Source organism: Streptacidiphilus albus JL83 (assembly GCF_000744705.1).
Lineage (GTDB): Bacteria > Actinomycetota > Actinomycetes > Streptomycetales > Streptomycetaceae > Streptacidiphilus > Streptacidiphilus albus.
On the sequence record NZ_JQML01000001.1, the window covers coordinates 551,338 to 577,406 of the forward strand.

A 26,069-nucleotide genomic window follows, 5' to 3' on the forward strand; every position below is an offset into this window, starting at 1 on the left:
GCCCTGATGCGCTTCGACCAGGCCACCGCCGTCGTCACCGGCATCGGCGGCTGCCTTCCCGACCGTGTCCTCAGCAATCAGGACGTGATCGCCGCCGGGGCCCTGGGGACCAGCGACGACTGGATCCGCACCCGTACCGGCATCGCCCGCCGCCGCCATGTCGACCCGTGCACCAGCACCGGCGACCTGGCCGTGGCGGCCGGCCGGGCGGCGCTCGAATCCGCCCGCGCCTCCGGCGACGCCGCCGAGTACCGCGATCCCGACCTGCTGGTACTGGCCACCAGCACCCCCGACCACCCGTGTCCGGCCACCGCCCCCGACGTCGCCCACCGGATGGGCCTGGGAACCGTACCCGCCTTCGACCTCGCCGCCGTCTGCTCGGGCTTCCTCTACGCCCTCACCACCGCCACCGCCCTGCTCCGCAGCGGAGCCTGCCGCGCCCCGCTGGTCATCGCCGCCGAAACCTACTCCACCATCCTCGACCCGCAGGACCGGGAGACCGCGCCGATCTTCGGCGACGGCGCCGCCGCGGTCCTGCTCCGGCTCGGCCCGCCGGACCACCCGGGGGCGGTCCTGGCCGCCGACCTGGGCGCCGACGGCAGCGGCCACCAGCTGATCACCATCCCCGCCGGCGGATCCCGGCTCCCGGCCCACCGGCCGGGGGCCGACCCCACCGACACCTACTTCCGGATGCAGGGCCGCGAGGTCTACGCCCACGCGGTCCGCCGGATGACCCAGAGCGCCCGCCGAGCCCTGGAGCAGGCCCGGTGGACGCCCACCGCCGTGGACGCCTTCATCGGCCACCAGGCCAACCAGCGCATCCTCGACTCCGTCGCCGAGCGCCTCGGCCTTCCCGCCACCCGCTGCTTCGGCAACATCCACGAACTCGGCAACACCGCCGCCGCCTCGATCCCGCTGGTGATGGCCGACGCCGCCGTCCAGAGCGCGCTGGCCCCCGGCGCGCGCACCCTGCTCACCGCCTTCGGCGGCGGCCTCACCTGGGCCTCGGTCGCCCTGACCTGGCCGGCCGCACCCGTCCGGTGGCGACCGCCGCAACCCCCTCCGCCCCACCAGAGCGCAACCCGACCCCCAGGGAGCCCCGCATGGACCAGGACCCCGTCTTCCAGCAGCTCGTGACCATCCTCACCGAGAAGTTCGAGGTCCCCGCCGAACGGGTCAGGCCCCGGGCCACCCTGGGCGAACTGGACCTCGACTCGCTGGCGGTGGTCGAGTTGTACGTCACCCTCCAGGAGCACTGGGACATCCCGCTGGACGACAGCGCGGCCACCGGCGAGCTGACCCTCGACCAGGTCACCGGCGCGGTGTCCGAGCTGCTGCGCAGCCGCGACCACGGGGCGGCGTAGTGGCCGAGCCGATCGCGGTCACCGGCCTCGGGCTGGTGACCCCGGCCGGGATCGGCGCCGAGGCCACCTGGCAGGGCGTCAGCGCCGGCCGCTCCCCCGCCCGGAACGACCCCGAGCTCGACGGCCTGCCGGTCGCCCTCGCCTGCCGGGTGCCGGACTTCGACGCCCGTACCCACACCTCCGTGGAGCGGCCCTGGCGCTACGACCGCGCCACCCAGTTCCTGCTCACCGCCGCCCACGAGGCGGTCCGCGACGCCCGTCTCGACCCCGCCGACTGGGACGGCCCCCGGGTCGCGCTGGTCGTCGGCACCGCCGCCGGCGGCATCGGGGTGCTGGAGGCCCAGCACCGCCGGCTGCTGGCGAACGGAGCCGGTGCGCTCTCCCCGCTGACCCTGACCGCCTTCCTGCCGAACATGGCCGCCGGGCACCTGGCCATCGACCTCGGTGTGCGGGGCCCTGCCCTGCAGACCTCCACCGCCTGCGCGTCCGGGGCCACCGCCATCGGCACGGCCGCCCTGCTGCTGGACGCCGGACTGTGCGACCTCGCCCTGGCCGGTGGCGCCGACGCCATGGCCACCCCGCTCTGCGCCGCCGCCTTCGCCAAGATGGGCGCCCTCTCCCGGCGCAGCCACGACCCCGGGCACGCCTCGCGCCCCTTCGACCGGGACCGGGACGGGTTCGTGCTGGGCGAGGGCGCCGCGGTGCTGGTCCTCGAACGCGCCGCCCACGCCCGGGCGCGCGGCGTCCGGCCGCTGGCCCTCCTCGCGGGCCACGCCGGCAGCACCGACGCCCACCACGCCACCGCCCCCGACCCCGACGGCACGGCGCTGCGCCGGGCCGTCGACGCCGCGCTGGCCGCCGCCGGCGCGAGCCGGGCGGACGTCGACCACGTCAACGCCCACGGCACCGGCACCCCGCTCAACGACCGGCTCGAAGCCGGGGTGATCCGGAGCCTGTTCGCCCGGAACTCCCCCTCGGTCACCTCGGCCAAGGGGGTCCTGGGCCACACCATGGGCGCCGCCGGGGCCGTCGAGGCCGCCCTGACCGTGCTCACCCTCGTCCGGCAGAGCGCGCCGCCCACCGCCAACTTCCAGCGGTACGACGAGGGCACCGACGGCATCGACCTGGTCACCGGAGCCCCGCGCAGCCAGCGGGTCCGGCTGGCGCTGAGCCTCTCGCTCGGCTTCGGCGGACACAACGCCGTCCTGGCCCTGACCCGGGCGGACGGCGGGGCCTGACTCAGCCCCGCGCCGGGCGGACCAGGCGCTCGTCGGGGATGACGGCCACGCCGAGGATCTCGATCAGGGCCTCGGGCTGCCACAGGGCCGTGGTGCCGATCCCGGCCATCGCGGGGTAGACCGGCCCGGCCAGCTCGCGCCAGACCTCGCCGATCTCCTTGCCGTGCGCCTGGTAGCCGGGGATGTCGGTCAGGTGGATGGTGATGCTCACCAGGTCCTGCGGGATCCCGCCGGCCTCCGCGAGGGTGGCCAGGACATTGCCGAACGCCTGCCGGAACTGCTCGACGATGCCGCCCGGGACGATCCTCATCTCCCGGTCGAGGGCCGTCTGGCCGCCCAGGTGGAGGGTGTTGCCGCTCAGCGTGCCGTGGGAGTAGCCCCGGGGTTCGGGCAGGGATCCGGGGTTGATCGGGGTCGGGGTCAGGTCGGTCGCCATGGGAGCTCCTGCGGGACTGGATGCCGGGGATTGCCACGCTAACATCCATTGACAGATCTCTGACGATCGAATCAATAATGAAATATGAGCGCCGTCGGCCGGCGTGCGGACCCACCGTCGGCCGCCCCTCCGTCCAGCAGCAACCGGCAGCAGACCGCAGCAAGGAGCCGTCATGGAGCCCGACTTCAGCAGGTACGTCCTGGAGGGCGACAACTCGATGTACGCCGGGCCGAGCGGCCTGGTGGTGCCGGTGGTCACCCGCGCCGGTGACGAGCCCGGCAACACCGGCCAGTCCGACGGCGCGGTCCGGATCTCCGGGGTGGGTCCGCAGCACACCCCGGCCCGGCGGATCTGGTTCGGCAAGGTCAGCAACGACGCGGGCTACCGCTCGGTGCCGCACCACCACGGCGAGGCCGAGACCGGCGGCTACGTGCTCTCCGGCCGGGCCCGGATCTACTTCGGCGAGCGGTTCGCCGACTACCTCGACCTGCGCGAGGGCGACTGGGTCTTCGTCCCGCCGTTCATGCCCCACGTCGAGTGCAACCTCGACCGCAACCACCCGTTGACCTGGATGACCACGCGAACCCCGGAGAACATCGTGGTCAACCTCCCCCAGGTCGCCGACGCCGACCTCCGGGACTGGACGGAGCGGATCTGATGCCCGAGCCCACCTCTGCGGTCTTCACCGCCGCCGTCACGCTGACCCCCGCGCCGGCCGAGCACTTCGACCTCGCCTTCACCGCGGTCACCCAGCCCTGCCCCTGGCCCAAGGCGTACGGGGGCGACCTGGTCGCCCAGGCCGCGGCGGCCGCCATGCGGTCGGTCGACGACGGCAAGGCCCTCCACTCCATGCACTCCTACTTCATGCGCCCGGCCGACATCGGCGCCGAGGTGCGCTACGAGGTGGAGCGGCTGCGGGACGGCCGCGGCTACGCGACCCGGCAGGTGCGCGCCTTCCAGAACGGCAAGCCGGTCTACGTCTGCCTGGCCAACTTCGCCGCCGGCGAGCCGGGCGCGAGCCACACGGCCGCGCTCCCCGACTGGCTGGGCCCGGCCGAGCTGCCGGGCCCCGAGCAGTTGCCCGGCTCCGCCGCCTACCTCGCCGGCCGCAGCGGCGGGACGATGACGGACGCCTCCCGGGACTACTGGTCCGGCGGACGCGGCTTCGACATGCGCCATGTGCCGGGTCCGGTCTACCTGACCGTCGAGGGCAAGCCGGTGGCCCACCAGGCGGTCTGGGTCCGGCCGTTCGACGCGCTCCGGCCGGTCGAGGGGCTCGGCGACGCCCAGCGCGACCTGGCCGCGCTGGCCTACGTCTGCGACTACACCATCCTGGAGCCGCTGCTCCGCGTGCTCGGCCTGCCGTGGGCGCAGGAGGGCCTGGTCACCGCCAGTCTCGACCACGCGATGTGGTTCCACCGGACGCCGGGGCCGGGCGTGGCCGACGGCTGGCTGCTCTACGCCCAGGAGGCCGTCGCCGCCGACTCCGGTCGCGGCGTGGCGACCGGACGCTTCTTCACCCCCGACCACACCCACCTGGCCACGGTCGTCCAGGAGGGCATGATCCGCGCCGCCGAGGCCGCCGACAGCGCCGACGCCACCGGGGCGAGACAGTGACGGCGCTGTCGCCCACCGGGCACACCGACACCTTCGCCCGCGACCACCTGCCGCCCGCCGAGCAGTGGCCGGTGCTGGAGTTCACCACCGAGCAGCTGCGGTACCCGGAGCGGCTCAACGCCGCCACCGAGCTGATCGACGTGGCCACGGAGCGCTACGGCCCGGACCGGCCCGCGCTGCGGACCCCCGACGGCGAGGTCTGGAGCTACGGCGAGCTACGGTTGCGGGCCGACCAGGTCGCCCAGGTGCTCACCGAGGACCTGGGGCTGGTGCCCGGCAACCGGGTGCTGCTGCGCTCCCCGAACAACCCCTGGTCGGTGGCGGCCTGGCTGGGCGTGGTCAAGGCCGGCGGCGTGGTGGTGACCACCATGGCGGCGCTGCGGGCCCGCGAGCTGGCGCCGATCGTGGCCAAGACCCGGCCGGTCGTCGCCCTGGTCGACCACCGCTTCCTGGACGACGTCATCGCCCTCACCGGCTCCGTCGCACCGGGGTTGACGGTCGTGGCCCACGGCGGCGACTCGGCCGAAGACCTCAGCCGCCGGGCCGCGGCCAAGTCGGGGCGGTTCACCGCGGCCGACACCGCCGCGGACGACGTCGCGCTGTTCGGGCCGACCTCGGGCAGCACCGGCGTCCCGAAGATCACCACCCACTTCCACCGGGACCTGCTGGCGATCGACGACACCTTCGGGCGGAACCTGCTCGGGCTGCGCCCGGACGACCTGGTCGCCTGCACCGCGCCGGCCGCCTTCACCTTCGGCCTCGGCATGCTGGTGGTCTTCCCGCTCCGGGCGGGGGCCTGCGCCTTCCTCACCGAGGCGGCCACCCCGGCCCAGCTGGCCGACCTGGTGGCCGAGCACGGCGTGACCGTGCTGGCGACCGCCCCGACGGCGTACCGGCAGATCCTCAAGTCCGGTGCGGTGCGGCAGTTGGCCGGGCTGCGGGTGGCGGTCAGCGCCGGCGAGCACATCCCGCACGAGGTGTGGCAGGAGCTGCGCGACCGGCTCGGTCTCCGGGTCATCGACGGGATCGGCGCCACCGAGCTGCTGCACATCTTCATCTCGGCCGCCGGCGACGACATCCGTCCCGGGGCGACCGGCCGGCCGGTGCCGGGCTACCGCGCCGCCGTCCTGGACCTGGACGGGCGGGAGGTCGGGCCCGGGGTCGAGGGCTGGCTCGGGGTGATCGGCCCGGTCGGCTGCCGCTACCTCGACGACGACCGGCAGGCGAACTACGTCAGGAACGGCTGGAACGTCACCAGTGACATCTTCGTCCGGGACGAGGACGGCTACTTCTGGTACCGCTCGCGCAGCGACAGCATGATCGTGTCCTCCGGCTACAACATCGCCGGCGCGGAGGTCGAGGCCGCGATCGACACCCATCCGGACGTCCTCGAATCGGCGGTCGTGGCCGCACCCGACGCCGAACGCGGCTCGGTGGTCTGCGCGTTCGTGGTGCTGCGCGAGGGCGTGGCCGGGGACGCGGCGAAGGCCAAGGAGATCCAGGACCACGTGAAACAGCACATCGCGCCGTACAAGTACCCGCGCGAGGTGCGCTTCACCGGCCCGCTTCCGCGCAATGTCAGCGGCAAGCTGCAGCACTTCAAGCTCCGCCGGCTGGTGGAACCGCAGACACAGGTGGAGGAGCAGGCATGAGGATCGCGATCGCCGGGGGCGGACCCGGCGGCCTGTACTTCGCGGCGCTGATGGCGCAGCTCGATCCGGCGCACGAGGTCACCGTCTGGGAGCGCAACGCGCCGGACGACACCTTCGGCTTCGGCGTCGTCTTCTCCGACGAGACCCTGGGCGGCATCGACAACGCCGACGAGGTCGTCCACGCCCGGATGGAGAGCGGCTTCGCCCGCTGGACCGACATCGACATCGGGTTCGGCGGCCACGCCTTCAGCGTCGGCGGCCAGGGCTTCGCGGCGATGAGCCGCAAGGAGCTGCTGCGGATCCTCCAGGAGCGGGCCGCGGAGCTGGGCGTCACCGTCCACTACCGGTCCGCGGCGCCCGACCTCGACGGGCTGCGGGCGTCGTACGACCTGGTGGTGGCCGCCGACGGGCTCAACTCGGCGATCCGGACCAAGGGCGCCGAGGTCTTCCGGCCCTCGCTGGACCGGCGCCGGAACAAGTACATCTGGCTGGGCACGGACCTGGTCTTCGAGGCGTTCCAGTTCTTCGTCAGGCAGACGGAGTGGGGCACCATGCAGATCCACGGCTACCCCTTCTCCGACACCGGCTCGACCTTCATCGTGGAGATGCACGAGGACGTCTGGCGCCGGGCCGGTTTCGACCGCCCCGGCGCGGAGGACCTGCCGCCGGGCGCGTCCGACGAGTACGCCGTGGCCCGGATCGAGGAGATCTTCGCCGAGGAGCTGCGGGGCCACCGGGTCCTGACCAACAACTCGAAGTGGATCAACTTCACCACGGTCCGCAACGAGCGCTGGTACGACGGCAATGTGGTGCTGCTGGGCGACGCCGCCCACACCGCCCACTTCTCCATCGGCTCGGGCACCAAGCTGGCCATGGAGGACGCCCTCGCGCTCGCCGCCTGCCTGCACGAACAGCCGGACGTGGCCGCGGCGTTGGAGTCCTACCAGGCCGAGCGCAAGCCGGTGGTGGAGTCGACCCAGCGGGCGGCGCAGGCGTCGCTGGAGTGGTTCGAGAACATCGGCATGTACGCCGGCCAGGACCCGGCGCAGTTCGCCTTCAACCTGCTCACCCGCTCGCGCCGGATCACCTTCGAGAGCCTCGGGCAGCGCGATCCCGGGTTCGCCGCGCTGATGCAGGCCGAGTTCGCGCGGCAGCAGGGCTCGACGGAGGACGCTCCGGCGATGTTCCAGCCGGTCCGGATCGGCGGTCTTGAGCTGCGGAACCGGATCATCGTCTCCCCGATGGACATGTACTCCTCGGTGGACGGCGTCCCCGGCGACTTCCACCTGGTCCACCTGGGCTCCAAGGCGCTGGGCGGGGCCGGTCTGGTGATGAGCGAGATGGTCTGCGTCTCGCCCGAGGGCCGGATCACCCCGGGCTGCCCCGGGCTGTGGACCGAGGAGCAGGGCGAGGCCTGGCGCCGGGTCACCGACTTCGTGCACCGGCACAGTTCCGCCCGGATCGGGCTGCAGCTCGGCCACTCCGGCCGCAAGGGCTCGACCAGGGTCATGTGGGAGGGCATGGACCAGCCGCTCGACGAGGGCAACTGGGAGGTGATCGGCCCCTCGGCGATCCCCTACGGCAGCGGCTGCCACGTCCCCAGGGAAGCGACCCGCGCGGACCTGGACCGGGTGGTCGCGGACTTCGCCGCCGCCGCCGGGCGGGCGGTGCGCGCCGGGTTCGACCTGGTCGAGGTGCACGCCGCCCACGGCTACCTGCTCTCGTCCTTCCTCTCCCCGGTCGCCAACCGGCGCACCGACGAGTACGGGGGGCCGCTGGACAACCGGCTGCGGTTCCCGCTGGAGGTCTTCGACGCGGTGCGGCGCACCGTTCCGGCGGAGATCCCGGTGACCGTCCGGATCTCGGCGACCGACTGGGTGCCGAACGGCAACACCGGGGAGGACGCGGTGGAGATCGCCCGGGCGTTCGTCGAGCACGGCGCCGCCGCGATCGACGTCTCCTCGGGCCAGGTCGCCCAGGACGAGCAGCCGGCCTTCGGCCGCTCGTACCAGACCCCGTTCGCCGACCGGATCCGTCACCTGGTGGCCGGGCCTGCCGGGGTGCCGGTGATCGCGGTCGGCGCCATCTCCTCCTACGACGATGTGAACTCGATCCTGCTCGCCGGGCGGGCGGACCTCTGCGCCCTGGGCCGCACCCACCTCTACAACCCGCAGTGGACGCTCCAGGCCGCCGCCGAGCAGGAGTACCGCGGCTCCGGCGCGCAGTGGCCGGCGCCCTGGGAGGCCGGTCGCCGCAGGCCGCCGTCCGCCCGCACCGACAAGGTCCCGCCGCGGCTGTCGCTGCTGCGCGCGGGCGCCGCCGACGACGTGCACCTGCGGTGGACGCCGGGCAGGGGCCCGGCGTCCGGATGACCACCGGTTCGGCATACTGGCACCGATGAACGACATGATGGTCGAACGGCCCGCGGCGACCGCGCCCCGTTCCCGGACCGTGCTGGTGACCTTCCTCGGTTCGGTCGTCCGCACCATGGGCGACTGGATGCCGATCGCGGGCACGGTCGCCCTGCTCACCCAGTCCGGCCTGGACACCTCCAGCGTCCGGACGGCGGTGTTCCGGCTGAAGAAGCGCGGCTGGCTGGAGTCGGAGACCCGCGCGGGCCGGCGCGGCTACGCCCTGACGCCGACCGCGCTGGACGCGCTCGCGGTCGGCGACGAGGTCATCTGGCACGCGCGGCAGCCGGCCGACCTCGCCGACGGCTGGTGCGTGGTGAACTTCTCGGTGCCGGAGTCCGCCCGGGCCGTGCGCCATCAGCTGACCGGTCACCTGGCCTCGCTCGGCTTCGGCAACATCGGCTCGGCGGTCTGGATCGCCCCGGCCCGGATGCTCCCGGCGGCCCAGCGCGCCATCGCCGAACTGGACCTCACCCCGCAGTGCGCCGTCTTCGTCGGCGACTATGCGGCGGGCCAGGAGCTCACCGCCATGGTCCGCAACGGCTGGGACCTGGACGAGATCGACCGGCGCTACCGGGAGTTCATCGAGGACCACCGGCACCGGGCGGACCGCTTGACCGGCTCCGCCGGAATGGGCGGCGAGGAGGCCTTCGACGCCTACCTCTCGGTGGTCAACCGCTGGCGCAAGCTGCCGTTCCGCGATCCGGGACTGCCGAGCGAGGTGCTGCCCGCGGACTGGAGCGGCCCCGCCGCCGTCCAGCTGTTCGAACGGATGGTCGCCGTCCTGGAGGGCCCGGCGCTGGCCCATGCCGCACCCTACTGGCCGGCCCGGCCCGACCCGGTCTGACCCCCGCGACCGGTCCGGCCCCCGCGCCCCCGCCTCCTCACTCCCGCCTCCTCACAGCCGCCCCCTCACAGCCGGGTGGCGGTCCGGACCAGGCCGGCGACGGCTGCCGAGCGGCTGTGCGAGGGCCACGCGATCACCGTGGTGACCGGCGGCGCGTCCAGCACCGGCACCGCGACCAGGTCACCGTGCAACTGGGCCCGGCTGGACTCCGGCAGGACCGCCGAGGCGCGGCCGAGCGCGATCAGCTGCAGCAGCTGCGTGTGGTCCCGGACCTGCAGACCGGGACCGTCCGGATAGGCGCCGTCGCGTCCCGGCCAGCGCGGCATCGGCAGGCCCGGCAGCGCGGTGACCTCGGCCATCCGCACCTGGGCCCGGCCGGTGAGGGGGTGCCCGGCCGGCAGCACCACCACCTGACCCTCGGTGCAGAGCACCTCGGTGTCGAATCCGGCCGTCGCGTCGAAGGGCCGGTGCAGCAGGGCCACGTCCGCCCGCCCGTCGCGCAACAGCCGTACCTGCTCACCGATCCCGCACAGCAGCACCTCGACGACGCCCGCACCGGGTTCGGCGGCATAGGCGTCCAGCAACTTGGTCAGCAGTTCGCTGGACGCGCCCGCCTTGGTGGCGAGCACCACGTCGGCCTGCCCGGCCTCGGCCAGGACGGCCCGGCGCGTACGGCGCTCGGCGGCCTCGACCGCCTCCAGCGCCGCCCGGCCCTCCCGCAGCAGCACCGCTCCGGCGCCGGTCAGGGCGACGCCACGGCTGCCGCGTTCCAGCAGTGTCGCGCCGAGGCGCCGTTCGAGCTGGCGGATCGCCCGCGACAGCGGCGGCTGCGCGATGCCGAGCCGCTGCGCCGCCCGGCCGAAGTGCAGTTCCTCGGCGACGGCGATGAAATACCTCAACTCCCGGGTCTCCACGCGTCCACGCTACCCGTCCCCAGCGGGAGCGATACCCGTCCGGTATCGCTGTCCACCCCATCGGTCCTGGACGCCGCGCCGTCGGCAGGAGCAGGCTCGACCCATGACCGAAAAGACAATCGCGCTGGTGACCGGCGCGAACAAGGGCATCGGATACGAGATCGCGGTCGGCCTGGCCGCCCTCGGCTGGCAGGTGGGAGTGGGCGCCCGGGACGAGCAGCGCCGCGAGGCCGCCGTGGCCAAGCTGCGCGCGGCCGGGGCCGACGTGTTCGGCGTTCCGCTGGACGTGACCGACGACGCGAGCGTGGCCGCCGCCGCCGCGCTGATCGAGGAGCGGGCCGGGCGCCTCGACGTCCTCGTCAACAACGCCGGGATCACCGGCGGCGCACCGCAGACCCCCACCACGGTCGACCCCGCGACGGTGCTGGCCGCCGTGGAGACCAACGTGATCGGGGTCATCCGGGTCACCAACGCGATGCTGCCGCTGCTGCGCCGCTCGGCGTCACCGCGGATCGTGAACATGTCCAGCAGCGTCGGCTCACTCACCCTGCAGACCACGCCCGGCGCCGAGATCGGTCCGATCTCCGCCGCCTACTCACCGTCGAAGTCCTTCCTCAACGCCGTCACCGTCCAGTACGCCAAGGAGCTGCAGGACACCGGCATCCTCATCAACGCGGCCTGCCCCGGATACACCGCGACCGACCTCAACGCCTTCCACGGGGTCCGCACCCCGGAACAGGGCGCGGCGATCGCCGTCCGGCTGGCGACCCTGCCCGACGACGGCCCGACCGGCGGCTTCTTCGACGACGCGGGCGAGGTGCCCTGGTGAGCAGCTCACCGACCGGTGCTCCCGCCCCGCCGGTGGTCCAGGTTGGCAGGGACGAGGTCGTGCTCCGTAGGCCCTCGGGGGCGACCGGTCGTCGAGTAGGGAGGAATCCCGGCGATGGACGTGACGGCGCTTGTCATCCTCTTCGGTTGGGTGGCCTTCTCGATCGGCTGGCTGATCGCGGCCTTCGGCGCGAAGCCGGGAAGGATGCGCTGGGGCCGGTTCGCCGGGCTGCGGGTGGTGCTCGTCCTCGTCCTCGTGGTGCTCGTCCGGACCAGGGCGTTCAAGGGCCACGCGGTGACCGACGACCCCTGGCGGCAGGGCGTCGGACTGGCCGTGTTCGTGCTGGGGCTGGCGCTCGCCGTGTGGGCCAGGGCGTACCTCGGCCGGAACTGGGGCATGCCGATGACCAGGAAGGCCGACCCGGAGCTGGTGACCACCGGCCCCTACCGGAGCATCCGCCACCCCATCTACTCCGGGATCATCCTCGCGATGGCCGGCACCGCCGTCGCGGTGAGCCTGACCTACCTGGTGGTTCTCGTGGTGTTCGCCGGGTACTTCGTCTACAGCGCCGTCACCGAGGAGCGCGACATGGCCGCGCGCTTCCCGGACACGTATCCGGCCTACAAGCGCTCGACGAAGATGCTCATCCCCTTCGTCCTCTGAGCCGGACCCCGAGCGGCTCCGGCTCACGAGTGACTGCGGATCCCGACCGGGTGCCCTCACGCGGCGACCGCCAGCCGGTAGCCGCGCCTGGGCACCGTGCGAACCAGCCCCGCGTAGCCGCCCAGCGCACCGCGCAGCCGGGCGACGGCCGCCTCCACCGCATGCTCGTCCGCACCCGTGCCGACCCAGACCCGGCCCAGCAGCTCGGCGCGGCTGAGCACCCGGCCGGGGCGCTCGGCCAGCGCCCGCAGCAGCGCGGCCTGGGTGGGCGACAGCCGGATGCACTCCCCGGCGACCAGTACCGCGCTGCCCTGGAGCACCAACCGGTGCCCCTCGAAGTCGAGTTCGCGGTTGCCCTGGGGCAGCCTCTCGGGGTCGGGTGCCGTCGCCATGCCGTGAAGGCTCCGGCAGCGAGGTTTCCGGGCTGTTGCGTGCAGGTCACGCCTCGGTTAGCGCGGCATACACGCCGGCTGCAGCCGAAGGGCATCCCGCCGCCGCCGGAGCCGGGGCGGCCCGGCCGCCCCGCTCCGCCGCCGCCCCTACCGGGCGGTCATCCGCAGCGCGCCGTCCATCCGGACCGTCTCGCCGTTGAGGTAGTCGTGCTCGGTGATCATGGTGACCAGCCGGGCGAACTCCTCGGGCCGGGCCAGCCGCTGCGGGAACGTCACGCTCGCGCCGAGCGCGTCCCGGACCTCGTCGCTGAAGCCGGCCATCATCGGGGTGTCCACGATGCCGGGGGCGATGGTGACCACCCGGATGCCGTACTGGGCGAGGTCGCGGGCGGCCGTGATGGTCATCCCGGCGACACCGGCCTTGGACGCGGCGTAGGCGATCTGGCCGATCTGCGCCTCGAACGCGGCGATCGACGCGGTGTTGACGACGAGCCCGCGCTGGCCGTTCTCGTCCGGCTCGTGCCGGGCGATGGACTCGGCCGCCAGCCGCAGCACATTGAAGGTGCCGAGCAGGTTGACCTTCAGCACCTGGTGGAAGAGGTCGAGGTCGTGCGGACCCTTGCGGCCCAGGATCCGGGCCGACGGGGCGATCCCGGCGCAGTTCACCGCCAGCCGCAGCACAGCGCCGTCCGCGTCGATCCGCTCCAGTGCCGCGCGGACCGGCGCCTCCTCGGTGACGTCGGCGGGCAGCAGGGTGACCCCGTCCGGCTGGGGCCCCGCCTCGGAGACGGCCCGCTCCAGGTCCAGGCCGTAGACCAGCGCACCGCGCTCGGCGAGGGCGGCTGCCGTGGCCGCGCCCAGGCCCGAGGCGGCACCGGTGACCAGTGCGGCGGATCCGGCTATGTCCATGGAACTCTCCTCAACGGATGAACGACGGTTGCAGTCGACAGGGCTGTCAGCGGGCGGGCCGGCGGCGGCTCGGCACTCTCGCCGAGCCTGGTGCGTTGGCCTGCGGACCCCGGAAGCCGGCTCACGAATCTTCCGACCTTCCGGACATCCAGCAGCTCGGGACAACTATGCCGCATGCCGATCGAAGGCGACCGAGCGACCCGATACGCCTACACGTAGATCATCCGGGACAGCTCGGGGACAATACAAGAACCCGGCTCGCCGTGCAGGGTGCCTGCCAGTGTGCGCAGCCGGCCCAGCGAGAACGGCGCGGCGCACCACGTCAGCGCCAACCCGGAACGGCCGCCGCTCCCCCGGCACCGACCGCCGGCCTGGCACATTCTCACTTATTCGCACTTGCATTCGACCATGGACACCATCGCCCCTCCCCCGGATCACCCCCCGGCGCGCACCCGAAGCCACGATCCCGCGTGGGCCGACAACGCAGGTGGCGCGGCGTCCCAAGATGCAGGTCACCTGTGGGTGAGGCAGGGTCATAGAACGACCCGTCCGAGGAGGCTGCCGTGGTCTGGTTCCTACTGCTCATCCTGATCGCCGTGGTCTTCGGCTTCCTCGGCGCGCTGATCAAGGGCTTGCTCTGGCTGCTCGTCATCGGCTGCGTCGTGTTCGTGGTGGCGCTGCTGTTCGCCGGCTGGCGCCTGCGCTCGGCCTCGGCCAACCGGGCCCGCCGCTAGGGCTACCGCTCCTCGGCCTCCGCCGGACCGCCGTGACGGGGCGGAGCCGCATCTTCGCGCAGAACCACGACGCCGAGCTTTTTCGTGCACGGCCGATGTCCAAGGATCTGGGGCACAGGTCACACCCATGTCTTCCGTCGCCGGGGGTAGTCGCCCATTGAGCCCGGGCTACTGCGGGCCGCCCCAACGACAGGAGTACCCCATGGGCATCATCGCCTGGATCCTCATCGGCCTCATCGCCGGCGCCATCGCGAAGGCCATCATGCCCGGCAGAGACCCCGGCGGCGTCATCATCACAATGATCATCGGCATCTGCGGCGCGCTCCTCGGCGGCTGGCTCGGCAAGGTCGTCCTCCACGTCCACTCCATCAACGGCTTCTTCCACGCCTCCACGTGGATCGCCGCCATCGTCGGCTCCGTCATCCTCCTCGCCCTGTACCGGCTGATCTCCCCCGGCCGGACACGCGGCTAGAAGCCCGCGCAGGCCCCGCCACCGGAACCGGCGGGGCCTTCGCGACGGGCGGGGCTGCTCGGGCAAAGGGGATTGGACGGGACGATGCCCGGGCTTGTACCTTGCACTTGATCGCGACGCTGCCCGAGGAGGTGAGACCCATGAACGCTGTATCGATGTGGGTGCTCCCCCTTGCCGTCACGGTCGGGCGACTGACGTAGGTGTCGCCGGGAGCGCCTCCACAACAAGGCCCTCCTGAAAGGCAACACCTCATGCATTCTCTGCAGTTCACCTCCGAGTCGTCGTCGAACGGCATGGTCGGGCGCGACTTCATTGTGGGCGGGGTCCCCGGTGTCCTCTGGTCGCCGGCCTCCGGCGCGGCCGACCGCGCACCCCTGGTCCTGCTGGGCCACGGCGGCGGCGCCCACAAGAAGCATCCGGCGATGACGGGCCGGGCCCAGCGCCTGGTGACCGGCTGCGGCTACCGCGTCGCCGTCATCGACGCCCCCGGCCACGGCGACCGGCCGCGTAGCGCGCAGGACGAGCGGGACATCGCCGAGCTGCGCCAGGCGCAGGCGGAGGGCGAGCCGCAAGGGCCGATCATCGTCGGTTACAACGCCCGCCTGGCGGAGCTCGCCGTGCCCGAGTGGCAGGCGACCCTGGACGCCCTCCAGGAACTTCCGGAGATCGGCGCCGAGGGGCCCGTGGGCTACGTCGGCATCGGTCTGGGCACCGCGATCGGCGTACCGCTGGTGGCGGCCGAGCCCAGGATCACGGCCGCGGTCTTCGGCCCGCACTGGCCCGATGCCCTGGCCGCGCATGCCAGGCAGATCACCGTCCCGATCGAGTTCGACATCCAGTGGGACGACGAGCACATCCCGCGCGAGGCCGGTCTCGCGCTGTTCGACGCCTTCGCCTCGAAGGAGAAGACGTTGCACGCCAACGCGGGCAAGCACCTTGAACTGCCCAGGTTCGAGGTCGACAGCGCGGTCCGGTTCCTGGTCCGGCACCTTGGCCTGACGGTCACCTCACCGGCTTGAGAATGAGCGGCGGCGTCCGGTCTGTGCACCGGGCGCCGTCGTCAGCGTGCGGCGACGGCACCGTACAGGGCGCTGATCAGCCGGTCGTTCTCCGGGCCTGCGGCGGCGGGGAAGGGGGTGCGCCGGCGGGTGTAGCCGTAGGCGATGCCGTTGCGCGGGTCGGCGAAGGCCTGCTGGCCGCCCGCGCCGCTGTGACCGAACGAGCCCTGGCCGAGCTGCGGGTAGTACTCGGAGGTGGCGTGGAATCCAACGGTGAACGCCTTCTGCTGGCCGAGTACCGCATCGTGCCCGATGGACTGGATCTGCCCGACCGCCGCGAGCGTCTCCGGCTTGAGCAGCGGGACCGAGCCGTCGACCGACCCGATCGCGACCGCGTACATCCGGGCCAGACCGCGCGCCGAGGCCACCCCGCCGAAGGAGGCCGTCCCCGAGGTACGGACCACCTGGAAGTTCGGCAGCTCCCACACCCCCGGGTTCTGCGGGTGATGCCGGTTGAAGGCGATGCCGGACAGGCTGTTCGCGGCGCCCGCGGACGCCGCCAGCAGGGCCAGCCGCTCGGGAGTCGCCACCATCGGCCGGGCGCCGAGGAATCGCGATTCCTGGTCCTGCGGCAGTCCGAGGTGGAAGTCGACCCCGTACGCGTCGCGCACGCGCTCGGCGAACAACTCCTGGACGCTGCGCCCGGTGGCACGGCGCACCACCTCACCGCTGAGCGCGCCCATGACCAGCGCGTGGTAGCCGAATGCGGTACCGGGCCGCCAGTAGGGGCGCTGGGCACCGAGCCGCTCGGCGACGATCCGGTCGTCGGCGAGCTCCTCGATCGTGAACCCCGTGTCCGCGCCGACCAGGCCGGCCCGGTGCGCCAGCAACTCGCGCAGCCTCAGCTCTCCCTTGCCCTCCACCGCGAACTGCGGCCAGTAGTGGCCGACCCTCTGCTCCAGGTCCAGCACGCCCTCCTGGACGAGTGACGCTACGACCAGGTGTACCGCGCCCTTGGACGCGGAGTACGCGCCGAACAGCGAATCCGCGGTGGTCTCCGGGCCCGTCCACAGGTCGACGACCCGCTCCCCGTGCTGGTAGGCCACGAGCTGCGCGGCGTGGTCGGCGCCCTCCCCGGTCGCGACCGCGGCGAACTCCTCACGGACCGACTCGAAGCCGTCGGCCACCGCACCCCGCACCCCGATTTCCTCCGTCATCGCTTCCTCCCAGCTCCGTCACGACATGGGTCCCGGCCGACGCCCAGGAGCGCAGCCGACTTAGCTACCAATGGTTACTTATTTCGTCGCGCCGGTCCAGCCCTGCTGGAAACCCGTATCCCGGGCACCCGTCGGCAGTGGTCTCGTATAGTCCTGACCATGGCCGACGCCCCGACAGCCCGAGCCCGCCGGGGACGCCCCGCACAGATCAACCGCGAGCTGATCGTCGACGCCGCCATCTCGACCGGGAACCTCGACACCCTGACCATGCGGGAGCTGGCCGCCCGCCTGGGGGTCACCCACGCCGCGCTCTACCGCTGGGTCAAGAATCGCGACCAACTGTTCGACCTCATCAACGAGGTCATGGTCGAACGCGTCCTTCCCGCCGAGGGGCCACTGGACCATGACTGGCGGCCGTGGCTCGCGCACCTCGCCTGGGGCATCCACGACCGCTTCCTGGCGCTACCCGGTTACGCCACCCGTATCTCGCGACCGCACCGGCACACCACCCAGACCTTCGGCCGGCTCCGCAGCAGCGTCATCGCCGCCTTCACGGAGGCCGGAGTCTCCCCCCACCTGGCCGAACAGAGCTGGTACATCTTCATCACGTCCATCGTCAGCTGGCTCGCCGTCCAGGAGCACCCCCTCGACCTCGGCGACAGCACCCCCCGCTTCGAGCTGTTCCTCGGTACGCTTCTCCGCGGCCTGCCCGCCCAAGAACCGGGCGCCGAACGCCGCTAGGCCCCCCGCACGCCCTGGGCGGCGACGACGGCGCGAAGCGCCGCCGCCGACCAACTGCGGCCAACAGCAGCCCCGATCAGAACTCCTCGGCGTGGACGAAGGCGTCGAACTGCGCCGGTGCTCCCACGTCCTCACTGCCGGCGTGCTTGCCGTGCCCGGGTTCGCACTGGCCGACGTCGTGCAGCGCCTCGGGTGGCACGCCGACGGCGGTCGCCTCGGCGATGGCGGCGTCGAGTACCCGCCGGGTTCGAGCGTGCTCGGCGGTGGCTTCCCGGACATGGCGCAGGGCCGTGGCCTGGTCGTGCATGTGGGCGTCGCTGTGGAGGTTCATGCGGTGCGCCTGCCCGGGGTGTGCGCGCAGTATTCATCCCTCACCCGAACGTGCGTGATCGCCGTCGGGCCGCTCGGGCCGGACGGGCCGGACGGCTGCGGAATGCGCCTGGTCAGGCGTCGTCGCCGGGCTTCGGCAGCCCGTGGCGCCGGTGGTAGGCGACCGCGTCCACGTCCGGCAGCAGCCACGCGGCTTGACGCAGGAACAGCCAGTACGGGGCCGGCACGGGAGTGTCGAGGCCGAGTTCGACGAGCATGTCGAGCGCGAGGTCGTGCTGTCCGATGCCGATCGCGCCGGTCACGAACGGCACAGTCGCACCTCCGACGGCGGCGTCACCGGGGAGGAGCTCGACGGCGGAGGTCAGGAGTTCGGCGGGGGTCTCGGTCACGGCTCAGTCCTCGGTCGACGGGGAGTGCTCGGGGGTGCCGGTCGTATCCTACGAGTGACGGTCGACCCGCTCGATGCCGCGTAGGGAGCGTGCCGGTACCCGTGGCCGGCGTGCGGCCCGTCATCTGATCCACCCCGGCGCGAAGTCGAGGTCGCGCCCGGCGGCAATGATCTCGGGCGCCTGGTCGTAGATTGCATCCAGCCGTGCGACTCCCGGCGGGGTGAGCTGCCCATAGCCGGCAGCGGTCATCAATCGTACGTACTCAACCCAGGTATCCACGCTGACCGTTTCGGGCCGGTGCTCCGCGAACGGCACTAAGGCCTGCTGGCCGAGCACTGTCGAGTCGCCAAGGTGCATCATCGGGTCCCTCCAGTCGGTCGGGTGTCATGGAGTGCGGCGGCGAGCCAGACAGCCGGGTCAGGACGCCGGCTGCGGGCAGGTGCAGCCAGCGGACGAGGTCGGGATGCAGGGCGTGCACGCCGGGTGCGACGATCCAGTGGGTTCGGCCGAGTCTCTGACAGCCGTCGGGGTAGTCGGCGGTGGAGCCGGGACGAATCAGCCAGTGCAGATGTCCCGAGCGACGTGAGTAGAGGACCGGGCCGAGAAACTCCCGGTCGTGGGTGTCGGCGAGGAGCCGTTCGGCTGTTGCCAGCCCGAGGCCTTCCGGCGTGCGGACCGCGTCCCACCCGTAGCCGGACGCGAGGAGCGTCGTCGAGGAGCCGAGCGGCTGCCATGCATGCTGGTTCAGGATCCATTCCGAGTCGGGGGTGTCAGCCCGAACCGTCATGGCGTAGTCGATGCAAGCCTGTTCGTCGAGCTGCGCATAGGTGGGTGTGTGCTGCTCCGGTAGCGGCGTCTCGGTCTTCATTGAGCCTCCGGAAGTCTCTCGATAGATCAAGAGTCGGCGCCCATGGTTGTTGAGCGACGTTCGTTGTGGTGATGGGTGAGCGGGTTCGCGTCAGGGTCGTGGTGATGTGGGAGAGGGCAGCCCGGGGGGGTTGCCCTTCGTCGTGTGCGGCGACAGCGTGCTCATGGTTGAACATGGGCGCGGCCCTCCCGGTGATCTCTTGGCCGAGTAGTCCGGGAGGGCCGCATCGCGCTCGGAGGCGCTGTGGTCACGGTAGAGGTATCGCCGGTTCGGGTCGAGATGCGGTTGTCGGCGGGCCGGATCGCGTGTCCGGGGTGCGGTGCGGGGCTGCGTCCGTGGGGTTGGTCCGGGCGGCGGTCGGTGCGGGATCTGCGGGGGCTGCGGCTGGAGTTGAGGCCGCGTCGGTCGCGCTGCCCGCAGTGCGGGGCTACGCATGTGTTGCTGCCGGTCACGGTGCTGCTTCGGCGTGCTGACGCGGCGGTGGTGATCGGGGCGGCGCTGGTGGCGCGGGCGGCTGGGAGCGGGCATCGGGTGATCGCGGCCGGGCTGGGGCTTCCCGATCAGACGGTGCGGGGCTGGTTGCGCCGGTTCGCCGGCCGGGCCGGGGTGGTGCGTGAGGTGTTCACAGTGCTGTTGGTGCAGGTCGCGCCTTCGGATCCGGTGCTGCCCGATCCGAGGGGCGCGCTGTTCGCGGACGGGGTCGCGGCGGTGCTTGCTGCGGCGGGCGCGGTCACCGCCAGGTGGCCGGAGATGGTCGCCTTGTCGCCGTGGCAGGTGGCGTCGGCGTTGTCGGGCGGGCGGCTGCTGGCACCGGGCTGGCCAAGATCGTCGATCAACGCGAGTCGCCCCTGATGCGGGGCCGGTGGGGCGGGCGAGGGTGGTGGGCCGGGACTGGCGGCCGCCTTCGGTCGCCGGCCCGGCTTGGTGCTCAAGGGGAGGTCGGTGCCGGTGGCATCGCAGTACGAGGAAGAGATGCGCAAGCGCGCGGAGCGGGCCCGCCTGGTGGGTCTGTTCCGTTACGGGGTGGTCCAGGACGCGCTGGACCCGGCGCTGTCGGCCAAGCAGCGCGGAGTGCTGGTGCGCGAGATCGCCGCGTTGACCCATGTCGGCCTGGACGGGGAGCCGGTGCAGGTGGCGCGGGGCACCTTGGACCGGTGGATCCGCTCCTGGCGGGTGGGCGGCTTCGAGGCGCTGGTCCCGAACGCGATGCGGGTCGCGGCCAGGACGCCGGCCGAGGTGCTGGAGTTGGCGGCGGGCTTGAAGCGGGAGAACCCCGGGCGCACGGCGGTGCAGGTCGCGCGGGTGCTGCGGGCGCACTCGGGGTGGGCGCCCTCGGAGCGCACCTTGCAGCGGCACTTCGTGCGCCTGGGCCTGGACCAGCTCGGCCAGGACCGGCCGAAGGAGGTCTTCGGCCGGTTCGAGGCCTCGCGCCCGAACGAGCTGTGGGTCGGTGACGCATTGCACGGACCGCTGGTCGCCGGGCGCAAGACGATCCTGTTCGCGTTCCTGGACGACCACTCCCGGGCGGTGATGGCGGCCCGGTTCGGCTTCGTTGAGGACACCGTGCGCCTGGCGGTCGCGCTTCGTCCCGCGTTGGCGTCCCGGGGTGTCCCCGAAGGGGTCTATCTGGACAACGGGTCGCCGTTCGTGGACTCCTGGCTGATGCGGGCCTGCGCTGTCCTGGGGGTCAAGCTGGTCCACTCGCGACCCGGTCGACCGGAGGGCCGGGGCAAGATCGAACGCTATTTCCGCACGGTTCGGGGCCAGTTCCTGATCGAGACCGCAGACCTGGCCGACCGGCCCGCCGACCAGGCCGCAGCGGCATTGGCGGAGATGAACCGGAAGTTCACGGCCTGGGTGGAGACCGAGTACCACCCGCGCAAGCACTCCGAGACCGGTCAAGGACCACTCGCCCGCTGGCAGGAGGGCTGGGAGAAGGGCCAGGGCCCGCGGCTGCCGCATCCGGACCTGCTGCGGGAGGCGTTCTTGTGGTCCGAGTGGCGCAACGTGTCCAAGACTGCGACCGTGCGCCTGCAGTCCAACTCCTACCAGGTCGAACCCGCTCTGGCGGGACGCAAGGTCGAGCTGGTCTTCGACCCCTTCGACCTGGAGAACATCGAGGTCCGCCACGGGAGCCGCAGCTTCGGCGCCGCGACGCCCTTCGAGATCCGCCGCCACTCCCACCCCAAGGCCCGCCCCGAACTCCCACCCGAACAGCCCGCCGCCGCGACCGGGGTCAACTACCTCGCCCTGCTGGACGCCGCCCACCAGGAACAACTCGCCGGACGCATCAACTACAAGGCCCTCCTCCACGAAGACAGCGACAGCGACAGCGACAGCGACAGCGACAGCGACAGCGACAGCGACAGCGACAGCGACAGCGACAGCGACAGCGACAGCGACAGCGAAGGGGATCACCGTGCCGGTTGACCTGCAAGCACTGGACCGGGCCTGGGAGCTGTCGACTCGGGCGCTGGACCTGGCCGACCGTGTCTGCCAGCGCGCGAAGCTCCGTGACACCGAGTTGGCCGACCAGGCCGTGTTCACCGCCGCGCGTCTGGCCTTCGCCCTGTTCGACCGGGCCGACGCCCTGCAGCGGGCCGCGAACGCGCAGGTGACGCGGTGATCGAGCGCCTGCAGCAGTACTTCGGCTTCACCAAGATGCCGTTCGGCAAGAGCCTGGCCCCTGGGGCTCTGCACCGTCACGGCGCGCATGCTGAGGCGGTGGCCCGGATCAGCTGGGCGGTCGCGGAGCGCGCGATCGGGGTGGTCACCGGGGAGGTCGGCGCGGGCAAGACCGTCGCTGTCCGCGCCGCCCTGGCAGCTCTGGACCCGGTCCGCCATCAGGTCATCTACCTGGGCAACCCCGCCGTGGGCTCGCGCGGGATCCACCGCGCGATCGTCTCCGCGCTGGGCGGCAGCCCGCACCCGCATACTGCCGCGCTGATCCCGCAGGCCGCCGACGCGCTGGCCACCGAACGCGCCGAGCGCGGCCGCGTCCCCGTCCTGGTGCTCGACGAGGCCCACCTGCTGAGCCACGACCAGTTGGAGTCGGTGCGGATGCTCACCAACCAGGACATGGACTCCGCGTCGCCGTTCGCCTGCCTGCTGATCGGCCAGCCCACCCTGCGCAGGAGAATCAAGATGGGCACCATGGCCGCGCTGGACCAGCGGATCGCGCTGCGGTTCGCGATGCCCCCGATGACCGGCGAGGAGACCGGCAGCTACCTCAAACACCACCTCGCCCTGGCCGGCCGGTCCGACCCGCTGTTCTCCGATGACGCCGTCCAACTGATCCACACCACCGGGCGCGGACTGCCCCGCGCGGTCAACAATCTTGCCGTCCAGGCCCTGCTCGACGTCTTCGTCCAGAACAAGACCATCGTCGACGAGGCGTCAGCACGCGCCGCTGTCGCCGAAGTCACGACAGAGTGAGCATCACCGCGGCGACATGAACACAAGGGCCGGTCCGACTCCGTCGGACCGGCCCTTCCCGTCGCTGCCCAGCACCAAAACCAATGACGCCGTCATCACCACAACGAACGTCGCTCAACACCCATGGTCGACAGCGGCAGGGTGCGCAGGGGGCAGGGTGCGGTATTCGATTCACACCCCGTGTGAATCGAGATCCGTTAGCGTCAACTCACGGAACGTCACCTGACGGGAATCAGCCATGGAGCCGAACAGCCTGCTGGACGCGCTACTCGACGAAGCAGGCATGTCCCACGCCGGGCTTGCCGCCCGTGTCAACACCGCCGGATGGGCACGCGGAAGGACACTGAGCTACGACCACACCGCCGTCGGTCGCTGGCTCAAGGGCCAACGCCCCCGCCAGATCGTCCCCGACCTGATCTGCGACATCCTGAGCGAACGTCTGCAACGGCTCCTCAGCCACGATGACATCGGCATGGGCAAGCCCGGCGCAACCCCGCCCCCCACCGCCCTGGCCGGATTCGTCGAGCGTGCCACCGCCCTGTGGCGCTCGGACCAGCAGCAGCGTGCCGATGTCCAAGCCGCCCCGGCCCTGGTCGGTACGGCTGCCGTGATGCCCGTGTGGGAATGGGAGAACCCGCCCGACGACCTCGATGTATCCCGCACCGGAACCCCACGCGTCGGGCTGAGCGACGTCGAGATGCTGCGCGCCGCACGTACCCGCTACGAGAGCATGTACCGGGCATCCGGTGGTGTCGCCACTCGGGGACGCATCGTCGGGTTCCTCACCAGCCACACCGCCCCGCTCCTGCGCGGTTCCTACACCGACCATGTCGGCCGCGACCTGTGCCGAGCTTCCGGGGGCCTGGTCGCAGTCTCCGGGATCTGCGCCTACGACTCCGACGCCCAAGGGTTGGCCCAGCGCTACTTCCACCATGCTCTGCGCCTCGCCAAGGCCTCAGGTGACCGGGCGTTCGGCGGCTACGTGATTGCGCTGCTCGTCAACCAGTCCGTCTTCCTGAAGGACTACCGGCAGGCCGTCGCGTTCGCCGAAGCAGGTCTGCGTACCGCAGGCGGTCACATCAGTCCTGGCCTGGCCACCGACCTCAACGCCATGCAGGCGAAAGCGTTCGCCCGTCTCGGCGACATCCGTGCCGCCCACCGGGCCATGAGTCGCGCCGAGGCCGCAGCGGCAATGATCCGCCCCGACGAGGAACCGCCGGAGACGGGCTACGTTCAGCCCGGGCTCGTCGAAGCCCAGCTCGCCGAGGCGTTGATCAGCCTCCAGGACTGGAGTCCGGCCCACACCTTCGCGGAGGAGGCGGTTCGCAGTCAGGCCCATGCCCGGGGTCGCGTCCACCGCCTCGCCACCCTGACGACAGTGGACCTCGGTCGCGGCGAGCCCGAGTTGGCCGCCGCGAACGCCCTGACCGCCCTGGATATCGCCTCGGGGATGGAGTCGCAGCGGCTGCGGGACCGGTTCGTGGCCCTGCGCGCCAAGCTCGCCGGCCACGGCTCCTCGGCCACACGGGAGGCTGTGGAGCAGATCGACGCGTCACTGTCCGTACCGCTGTAGCGCTGCGATAGCGTCGGCAGGTATTGACGGACGGAAGAGCAGGGGCGCGGGCGTGTCGGATTCGGTGTGGAAGAACCTCGGCGAGCACACGGTGTACGAGAACCCGTGGCTGCGTATCAACCTCGCCGACGTCGAACTCCCCAACGGCCGCCACCTCGACCACTACCTGATGCGGCTGCGGCCCGTCGCCCTCGCCACCTGCGTCAACGAGGACGACGAGGTGCTGCTGCTGTGGCGGCACCGCTTCATCACTGACACCTGGGGCTGGGAACTCGCCGCCGGAGTCGTCGAAGCCGGGGAATCGCTGGAGGCGGCCGCCGCACGGGAGATGCTGGAGGAGACGGGCTGGCGTCCGGGCCCGTTGAAGCATCTGCTGACGGTGGAGCCGTCGAACGGGCTCACGGATGCGCTGCACCATGTGTACTGGTCGGAGAGCGCGGAGTATGTGGGGCATCCGGAGGACGACTTCGAATCCGAGCGGCGCGAATGGGTGCCGCTGGCTCGGGTGCCCGAGATGGTCGCGAAGGGCGACGTACGCTCCGCGAACGCCGTTGCCGCGCTTCTGCTGCTGCACCACATGCGGGTGGCATAGAGCCGCGCCCTGCCCGTGTCTCGTGGCACACCGAGGAGACGGGCAGAGGAGTCACTGCGGCTGGCGGCAGGCGATGCGGCCGTTGACGCGGGTGGAGTGCCGACCGAGGCCGACTTCACGCTCGCTGGTCGGATTGACGCCATCGCCTCAGCTTGACACTGTCGGTGATCTTGGTTGGTCAAGGTCAGGTGCCGAGGGTGCGCCAGGACTTGGATCGGGGAATCGACTGCTGGTCCAGGAAGGTCTGGAAGGCGGTGGGCGGTCTCGATGATGAGGGTTTCTCGGTCTCTGGTTGGCTGCTGAGTCGTTCGATGTTCACGGCGATGGCTGTGAGGACGTGTTGCAGGTGGGCTTTCGGCTGTCCTCGGTAGCGGCAGCGGCGCAGACTGCTATTACTGGTGTATGCAGGAAGACACCGCGCGGTCCGCGATCGACACGTTCATCTCCGCGTTCAACGCCTCGGACGACAGCGATGTGACTGCGCTGCTCTCCCAGGCCCTGACCTCGGACGTGGTCTTCTGGGGACCGTTGGGCCGCACTGAGGGGATCGAGGCGGTCGAGCGGTTCGTGCTGGACATCCGCCGCCACCCCGCGGGGACCGGCACGATGACGCGCTGTTCGGCGGTGGACATGCCGGACGAGTGGGCCCGGTACCAGTGGGCCTTCACGACGCCGGATGGAGGCCCCCGCCTGGCGGGAACGGACGTCGTCCATCTGCGGCGGAGCCTCATCGACCAGGTCATCGTCTTCGCGGGGGAGATCGAGCCGTCCGCCGCCTGAGCCGTTCTCCTCTGGCGCCGTCCTTCTCCTGAACCGGCACATCCAACCGCCACGACGACCAACCCGGCGAACCTATGCGGTCACAGCACTAGTCGTTCCAGGTCAGCACGTTGCTACGGACTAGCTTCGCTGTCAAAGGACACGCGCGGAGCACGGACCGTTCTTGGCCGTGGCGGGTTCCGGGCCGGACACAACCGGGTACCGGAGGCAGGGGTCGGCGGGGCGCCCGGAGGATACGTGCGGGTCACACGCTGGCTGCCCGGCGCCGACCCCTCCCCTCTCCCCTACCCCGGAATACCGCCGAGGCGCACGCGGCATACGACACAGGCTGTGCGGCCGGGACGACACACGCCTGGGGGCGCACCGGTCGGTGCGCCCCCAGGCGTGTGCTTCGGCTACGGCGTGTGCCGGGTCACCATCGGTACCAGCGACCGCCTCCGCCGCTGCTACGGGCGAAGAACCCGATGACCCACAGGACCAGCACAACCACCGCGACCCACCACAGAATATGAATCGCGAACCCCGCGCCGCCCAGGATCAGAGCGAGCAGAAGAACAAGCAGAACAGCACCCATTGTCATCATCCTCCTTCACCAGGCTGCTGCCCCCAGCCCTCCGGACTATGCATCGCAATCGCCCCGACGCAGGCCACAGGCCCCCGCACGCCCA

32 protein-coding genes are annotated in these 26,069 nt (G+C 71.9%); 21 read left to right on the forward strand and 11 right to left on the reverse strand.

The annotated features are described in order from the left end of the window. The first annotated feature begins 6 nt into the window (after nt 1–6). From BS75_RS02515 to BS75_RS02525, 3 genes are read left to right on the forward strand one after another with little or no spacing between them, the layout of a single operon-like run. Nucleotides 7–1,137 (forward strand): beta-ketoacyl-ACP synthase III, encoded by a 1,131-nt coding sequence (locus BS75_RS02515; RefSeq protein ID WP_034087020.1) that lies wholly within the window; start codon nt 7–9, stop codon nt 1,135–1,137. Beyond that, a complete protein-coding gene (locus BS75_RS02520; protein WP_034087021.1) occupies nt 1,104–1,364 on the forward strand; it encodes an acyl carrier protein in 261 nt (86 codons plus the stop codon). Before BS75_RS02515 ends, BS75_RS02520 begins: the two co-directional genes overlap by 34 nt. Beyond that, complete coding sequence (locus BS75_RS02525; RefSeq protein WP_034087022.1) at nt 1,364–2,602, forward strand: beta-ketoacyl-[acyl-carrier-protein] synthase family protein; 1,239 nt, start codon at nt 1,364–1,366, stop codon at nt 2,600–2,602. Before BS75_RS02520 ends, BS75_RS02525 begins: the two co-directional genes overlap by 1 nt. Nucleotide 2,603: 1 nt before the next feature. Here BS75_RS02525 and BS75_RS02530 read toward each other — a convergent pair whose 3' ends face one another. Then, nucleotides 2,604–3,038, reverse strand: coding sequence for a RidA family protein (locus BS75_RS02530; protein ID WP_034087023.1), 435 nt, complete (start codon nt 3,036–3,038; stop codon nt 2,604–2,606). Nucleotides 3,039–3,210: 172 nt separating this feature from the next. Here BS75_RS02530 and BS75_RS02535 point away from each other — a divergent pair, with 172 nt between their 5' ends. Genes BS75_RS02535 through BS75_RS02555 form a run of 5 tightly spaced genes read left to right on the forward strand, consistent with a single transcriptional unit; the run spans nt 3,211 to nt 9,565 of the window. Next, complete coding sequence (locus BS75_RS02535) at nt 3,211–3,696, forward strand: cupin domain-containing protein (protein ID WP_034087024.1); 486 nt, start codon at nt 3,211–3,213, stop codon at nt 3,694–3,696. Then, on the forward strand, nt 3,696–4,655 hold the full coding sequence (locus BS75_RS02540) for an acyl-CoA thioesterase (RefSeq protein WP_042440656.1): 960 nt from the start codon (nt 3,696–3,698) through the stop codon (nt 4,653–4,655). The genes BS75_RS02535 and BS75_RS02540 overlap by 1 nt, the downstream gene beginning before the upstream one ends. Next, on the forward strand, nt 4,652–6,307 hold the full coding sequence (locus BS75_RS02545; protein ID WP_034087025.1) for an AMP-binding protein: 1,656 nt from the start codon (nt 4,652–4,654) through the stop codon (nt 6,305–6,307). The genes BS75_RS02540 and BS75_RS02545 overlap by 4 nt, the downstream gene beginning before the upstream one ends. After that, nucleotides 6,304–8,679, forward strand: a complete 2,376-nt coding sequence (locus BS75_RS02550; RefSeq protein ID WP_034087026.1) for a bifunctional salicylyl-CoA 5-hydroxylase/oxidoreductase — start codon at nt 6,304–6,306, stop codon at nt 8,677–8,679. The genes BS75_RS02545 and BS75_RS02550 overlap by 4 nt, the downstream gene beginning before the upstream one ends. A 25-nt stretch (nt 8,680–8,704) precedes the next feature. Beyond that, nucleotides 8,705–9,565 (forward strand): PaaX family transcriptional regulator, encoded by an 861-nt coding sequence (locus BS75_RS02555; RefSeq protein ID WP_231607657.1) that lies wholly within the window; start codon nt 8,705–8,707, stop codon nt 9,563–9,565. A gap of 65 nt (nt 9,566–9,630) precedes the next feature. Here BS75_RS02555 and BS75_RS02560 read toward each other — a convergent pair whose 3' ends face one another. Then, nucleotides 9,631–10,479 (reverse strand): LysR family transcriptional regulator, encoded by an 849-nt coding sequence (locus BS75_RS02560; protein ID WP_034087027.1) that lies wholly within the window; start codon nt 10,477–10,479, stop codon nt 9,631–9,633. Between the two features lie 103 nt (nt 10,480–10,582). On the opposite strand from BS75_RS02560, the gene BS75_RS02565 reads away from it, so the two are divergent. Then, a complete protein-coding gene (locus BS75_RS02565) occupies nt 10,583–11,308 on the forward strand; it encodes an SDR family oxidoreductase (RefSeq protein ID WP_034087028.1) in 726 nt (241 codons plus the stop codon). Between the two features lie 114 nt (nt 11,309–11,422). Beyond that, the gene (locus tag BS75_RS43875; RefSeq protein WP_052069118.1) at nt 11,423–11,971 is read left to right on the forward strand and encodes a methyltransferase family protein; all 549 of its coding nucleotides are present in this window, start codon (nt 11,423–11,425) and stop codon (nt 11,969–11,971) included. A gap of 56 nt (nt 11,972–12,027) precedes the next feature. Here BS75_RS43875 and BS75_RS02575 read toward each other — a convergent pair whose 3' ends face one another. Further along, nucleotides 12,028–12,363, reverse strand: a complete 336-nt coding sequence (locus BS75_RS02575) for a winged helix-turn-helix domain-containing protein (protein ID WP_034087029.1) — start codon at nt 12,361–12,363, stop codon at nt 12,028–12,030. A 147-nt stretch (nt 12,364–12,510) separates the two neighbouring features. After that, complete coding sequence (locus BS75_RS02580) at nt 12,511–13,272, reverse strand: SDR family NAD(P)-dependent oxidoreductase (RefSeq protein ID WP_034087030.1); 762 nt, start codon at nt 13,270–13,272, stop codon at nt 12,511–12,513. A gap of 563 nt (nt 13,273–13,835) precedes the next feature. On the opposite strand from BS75_RS02580, the gene BS75_RS49055 reads away from it, so the two are divergent. From BS75_RS49055 to BS75_RS02590, 3 genes are all read left to right on the forward strand, one after another. After that, on the forward strand, nt 13,836–14,006 hold the full coding sequence (locus BS75_RS49055) for a DUF4175 domain-containing protein (protein WP_160312329.1): 171 nt from the start codon (nt 13,836–13,838) through the stop codon (nt 14,004–14,006). A 202-nt stretch (nt 14,007–14,208) separates the two neighbouring features. Beyond that, complete coding sequence (locus BS75_RS02585; protein WP_034087031.1) at nt 14,209–14,478, forward strand: GlsB/YeaQ/YmgE family stress response membrane protein; 270 nt, start codon at nt 14,209–14,211, stop codon at nt 14,476–14,478. 251 nt (nt 14,479–14,729) lie between these two features. Beyond that, nucleotides 14,730–15,497, forward strand: coding sequence for an alpha/beta fold hydrolase (locus BS75_RS02590; protein WP_034087032.1), 768 nt, complete (start codon nt 14,730–14,732; stop codon nt 15,495–15,497). A 41-nt stretch (nt 15,498–15,538) separates the two neighbouring features. On the opposite strand, the gene BS75_RS02595 is transcribed toward BS75_RS02590, so the two are convergent. Beyond that, nucleotides 15,539–16,693, reverse strand: a complete 1,155-nt coding sequence (locus BS75_RS02595) for an EstA family serine hydrolase (protein WP_034087033.1) — start codon at nt 16,691–16,693, stop codon at nt 15,539–15,541. Between the two features lie 159 nt (nt 16,694–16,852). Here BS75_RS02595 and BS75_RS02600 point away from each other — a divergent pair, with 159 nt between their 5' ends. Next, nucleotides 16,853–17,434 (forward strand): TetR/AcrR family transcriptional regulator, encoded by a 582-nt coding sequence (locus BS75_RS02600; RefSeq protein WP_034087034.1) that lies wholly within the window; start codon nt 16,853–16,855, stop codon nt 17,432–17,434. Nucleotides 17,435–17,510: 76 nt separating this feature from the next. Here BS75_RS02600 and BS75_RS02605 read toward each other — a convergent pair whose 3' ends face one another. From BS75_RS02605 to BS75_RS47695, 4 genes are all read right to left on the reverse strand, one after another. Then, a complete protein-coding gene (locus BS75_RS02605; RefSeq protein ID WP_034087035.1) occupies nt 17,511–17,765 on the reverse strand; it encodes a hypothetical protein in 255 nt (84 codons plus the stop codon). A gap of 112 nt (nt 17,766–17,877) precedes the next feature. After that, on the reverse strand, nt 17,878–18,153 hold the full coding sequence (locus BS75_RS02610; RefSeq protein ID WP_034087036.1) for a hypothetical protein: 276 nt from the start codon (nt 18,151–18,153) through the stop codon (nt 17,878–17,880). A 120-nt stretch (nt 18,154–18,273) separates the two neighbouring features. Beyond that, the gene (locus BS75_RS51275; RefSeq protein ID WP_267970546.1) at nt 18,274–18,402 is read right to left on the reverse strand and encodes a hypothetical protein; all 129 of its coding nucleotides are present in this window, start codon (nt 18,400–18,402) and stop codon (nt 18,274–18,276) included. 13 nt (nt 18,403–18,415) lie between these two features. Beyond that, nucleotides 18,416–19,021 carry a hypothetical protein gene (locus BS75_RS47695; RefSeq protein ID WP_152646305.1) on the reverse strand — a complete coding sequence of 202 codons (606 nt, stop codon included), beginning with the start codon at nt 19,019–19,021 and terminating at the stop codon, nt 18,416–18,418. Between the two features lie 435 nt (nt 19,022–19,456). Between BS75_RS47695 and BS75_RS02620 the strand changes: the two genes are divergently transcribed. From BS75_RS02620 to BS75_RS02645, 6 genes are all read left to right on the forward strand, one after another. Then, complete coding sequence (locus BS75_RS02620) at nt 19,457–19,873, forward strand: hypothetical protein (protein WP_197091886.1); 417 nt, start codon at nt 19,457–19,459, stop codon at nt 19,871–19,873. Between the two features lie 96 nt (nt 19,874–19,969). Continuing rightward, nucleotides 19,970–21,451 (forward strand): DDE-type integrase/transposase/recombinase, encoded by a 1,482-nt coding sequence (locus BS75_RS02625; RefSeq protein WP_231607658.1) that lies wholly within the window; start codon nt 19,970–19,972, stop codon nt 21,449–21,451. Continuing rightward, complete coding sequence (locus tag BS75_RS49060) at nt 21,441–21,647, forward strand: hypothetical protein (protein ID WP_034087040.1); 207 nt, start codon at nt 21,441–21,443, stop codon at nt 21,645–21,647. The genes BS75_RS02625 and BS75_RS49060 overlap by 11 nt, the downstream gene beginning before the upstream one ends. Further along, on the forward strand, nt 21,644–22,456 hold the full coding sequence (locus tag BS75_RS02635) for an ExeA family protein (protein WP_034087041.1): 813 nt from the start codon (nt 21,644–21,646) through the stop codon (nt 22,454–22,456). Before BS75_RS49060 ends, BS75_RS02635 begins: the two co-directional genes overlap by 4 nt. Before the next feature lie 238 nt (nt 22,457–22,694). Beyond that, nucleotides 22,695–24,029: a hypothetical protein gene (locus tag BS75_RS02640; protein WP_034087042.1), complete on the forward strand. Its 1,335-nt coding sequence runs from the start codon at nt 22,695–22,697 to the stop codon at nt 24,027–24,029. A 52-nt stretch (nt 24,030–24,081) separates the two neighbouring features. Further along, nucleotides 24,082–24,621: an NUDIX hydrolase gene (locus tag BS75_RS02645; RefSeq protein WP_174515097.1), complete on the forward strand. Its 540-nt coding sequence runs from the start codon at nt 24,082–24,084 to the stop codon at nt 24,619–24,621. Nucleotides 24,622–24,805: 184 nt separating this feature from the next. Here BS75_RS02645 and BS75_RS45895 read toward each other — a convergent pair whose 3' ends face one another. After that, nucleotides 24,806–25,006: a transposase gene (locus BS75_RS45895; protein WP_152646284.1), complete on the reverse strand. Its 201-nt coding sequence runs from the start codon at nt 25,004–25,006 to the stop codon at nt 24,806–24,808. Between the two features lie 17 nt (nt 25,007–25,023). Between BS75_RS45895 and BS75_RS02650 the strand changes: the two genes are divergently transcribed. Next, nucleotides 25,024–25,401: a nuclear transport factor 2 family protein gene (locus BS75_RS02650; RefSeq protein ID WP_034087044.1), complete on the forward strand. Its 378-nt coding sequence runs from the start codon at nt 25,024–25,026 to the stop codon at nt 25,399–25,401. Nucleotides 25,402–25,813: 412 nt separating this feature from the next. Here BS75_RS02650 and BS75_RS02655 read toward each other — a convergent pair whose 3' ends face one another. Continuing rightward, on the reverse strand, nt 25,814–25,975 hold the full coding sequence (locus tag BS75_RS02655) for a DUF5670 family protein (RefSeq protein ID WP_034092266.1): 162 nt from the start codon (nt 25,973–25,975) through the stop codon (nt 25,814–25,816). Nucleotides 25,976–26,069: the final 94 nt, after the last annotated feature.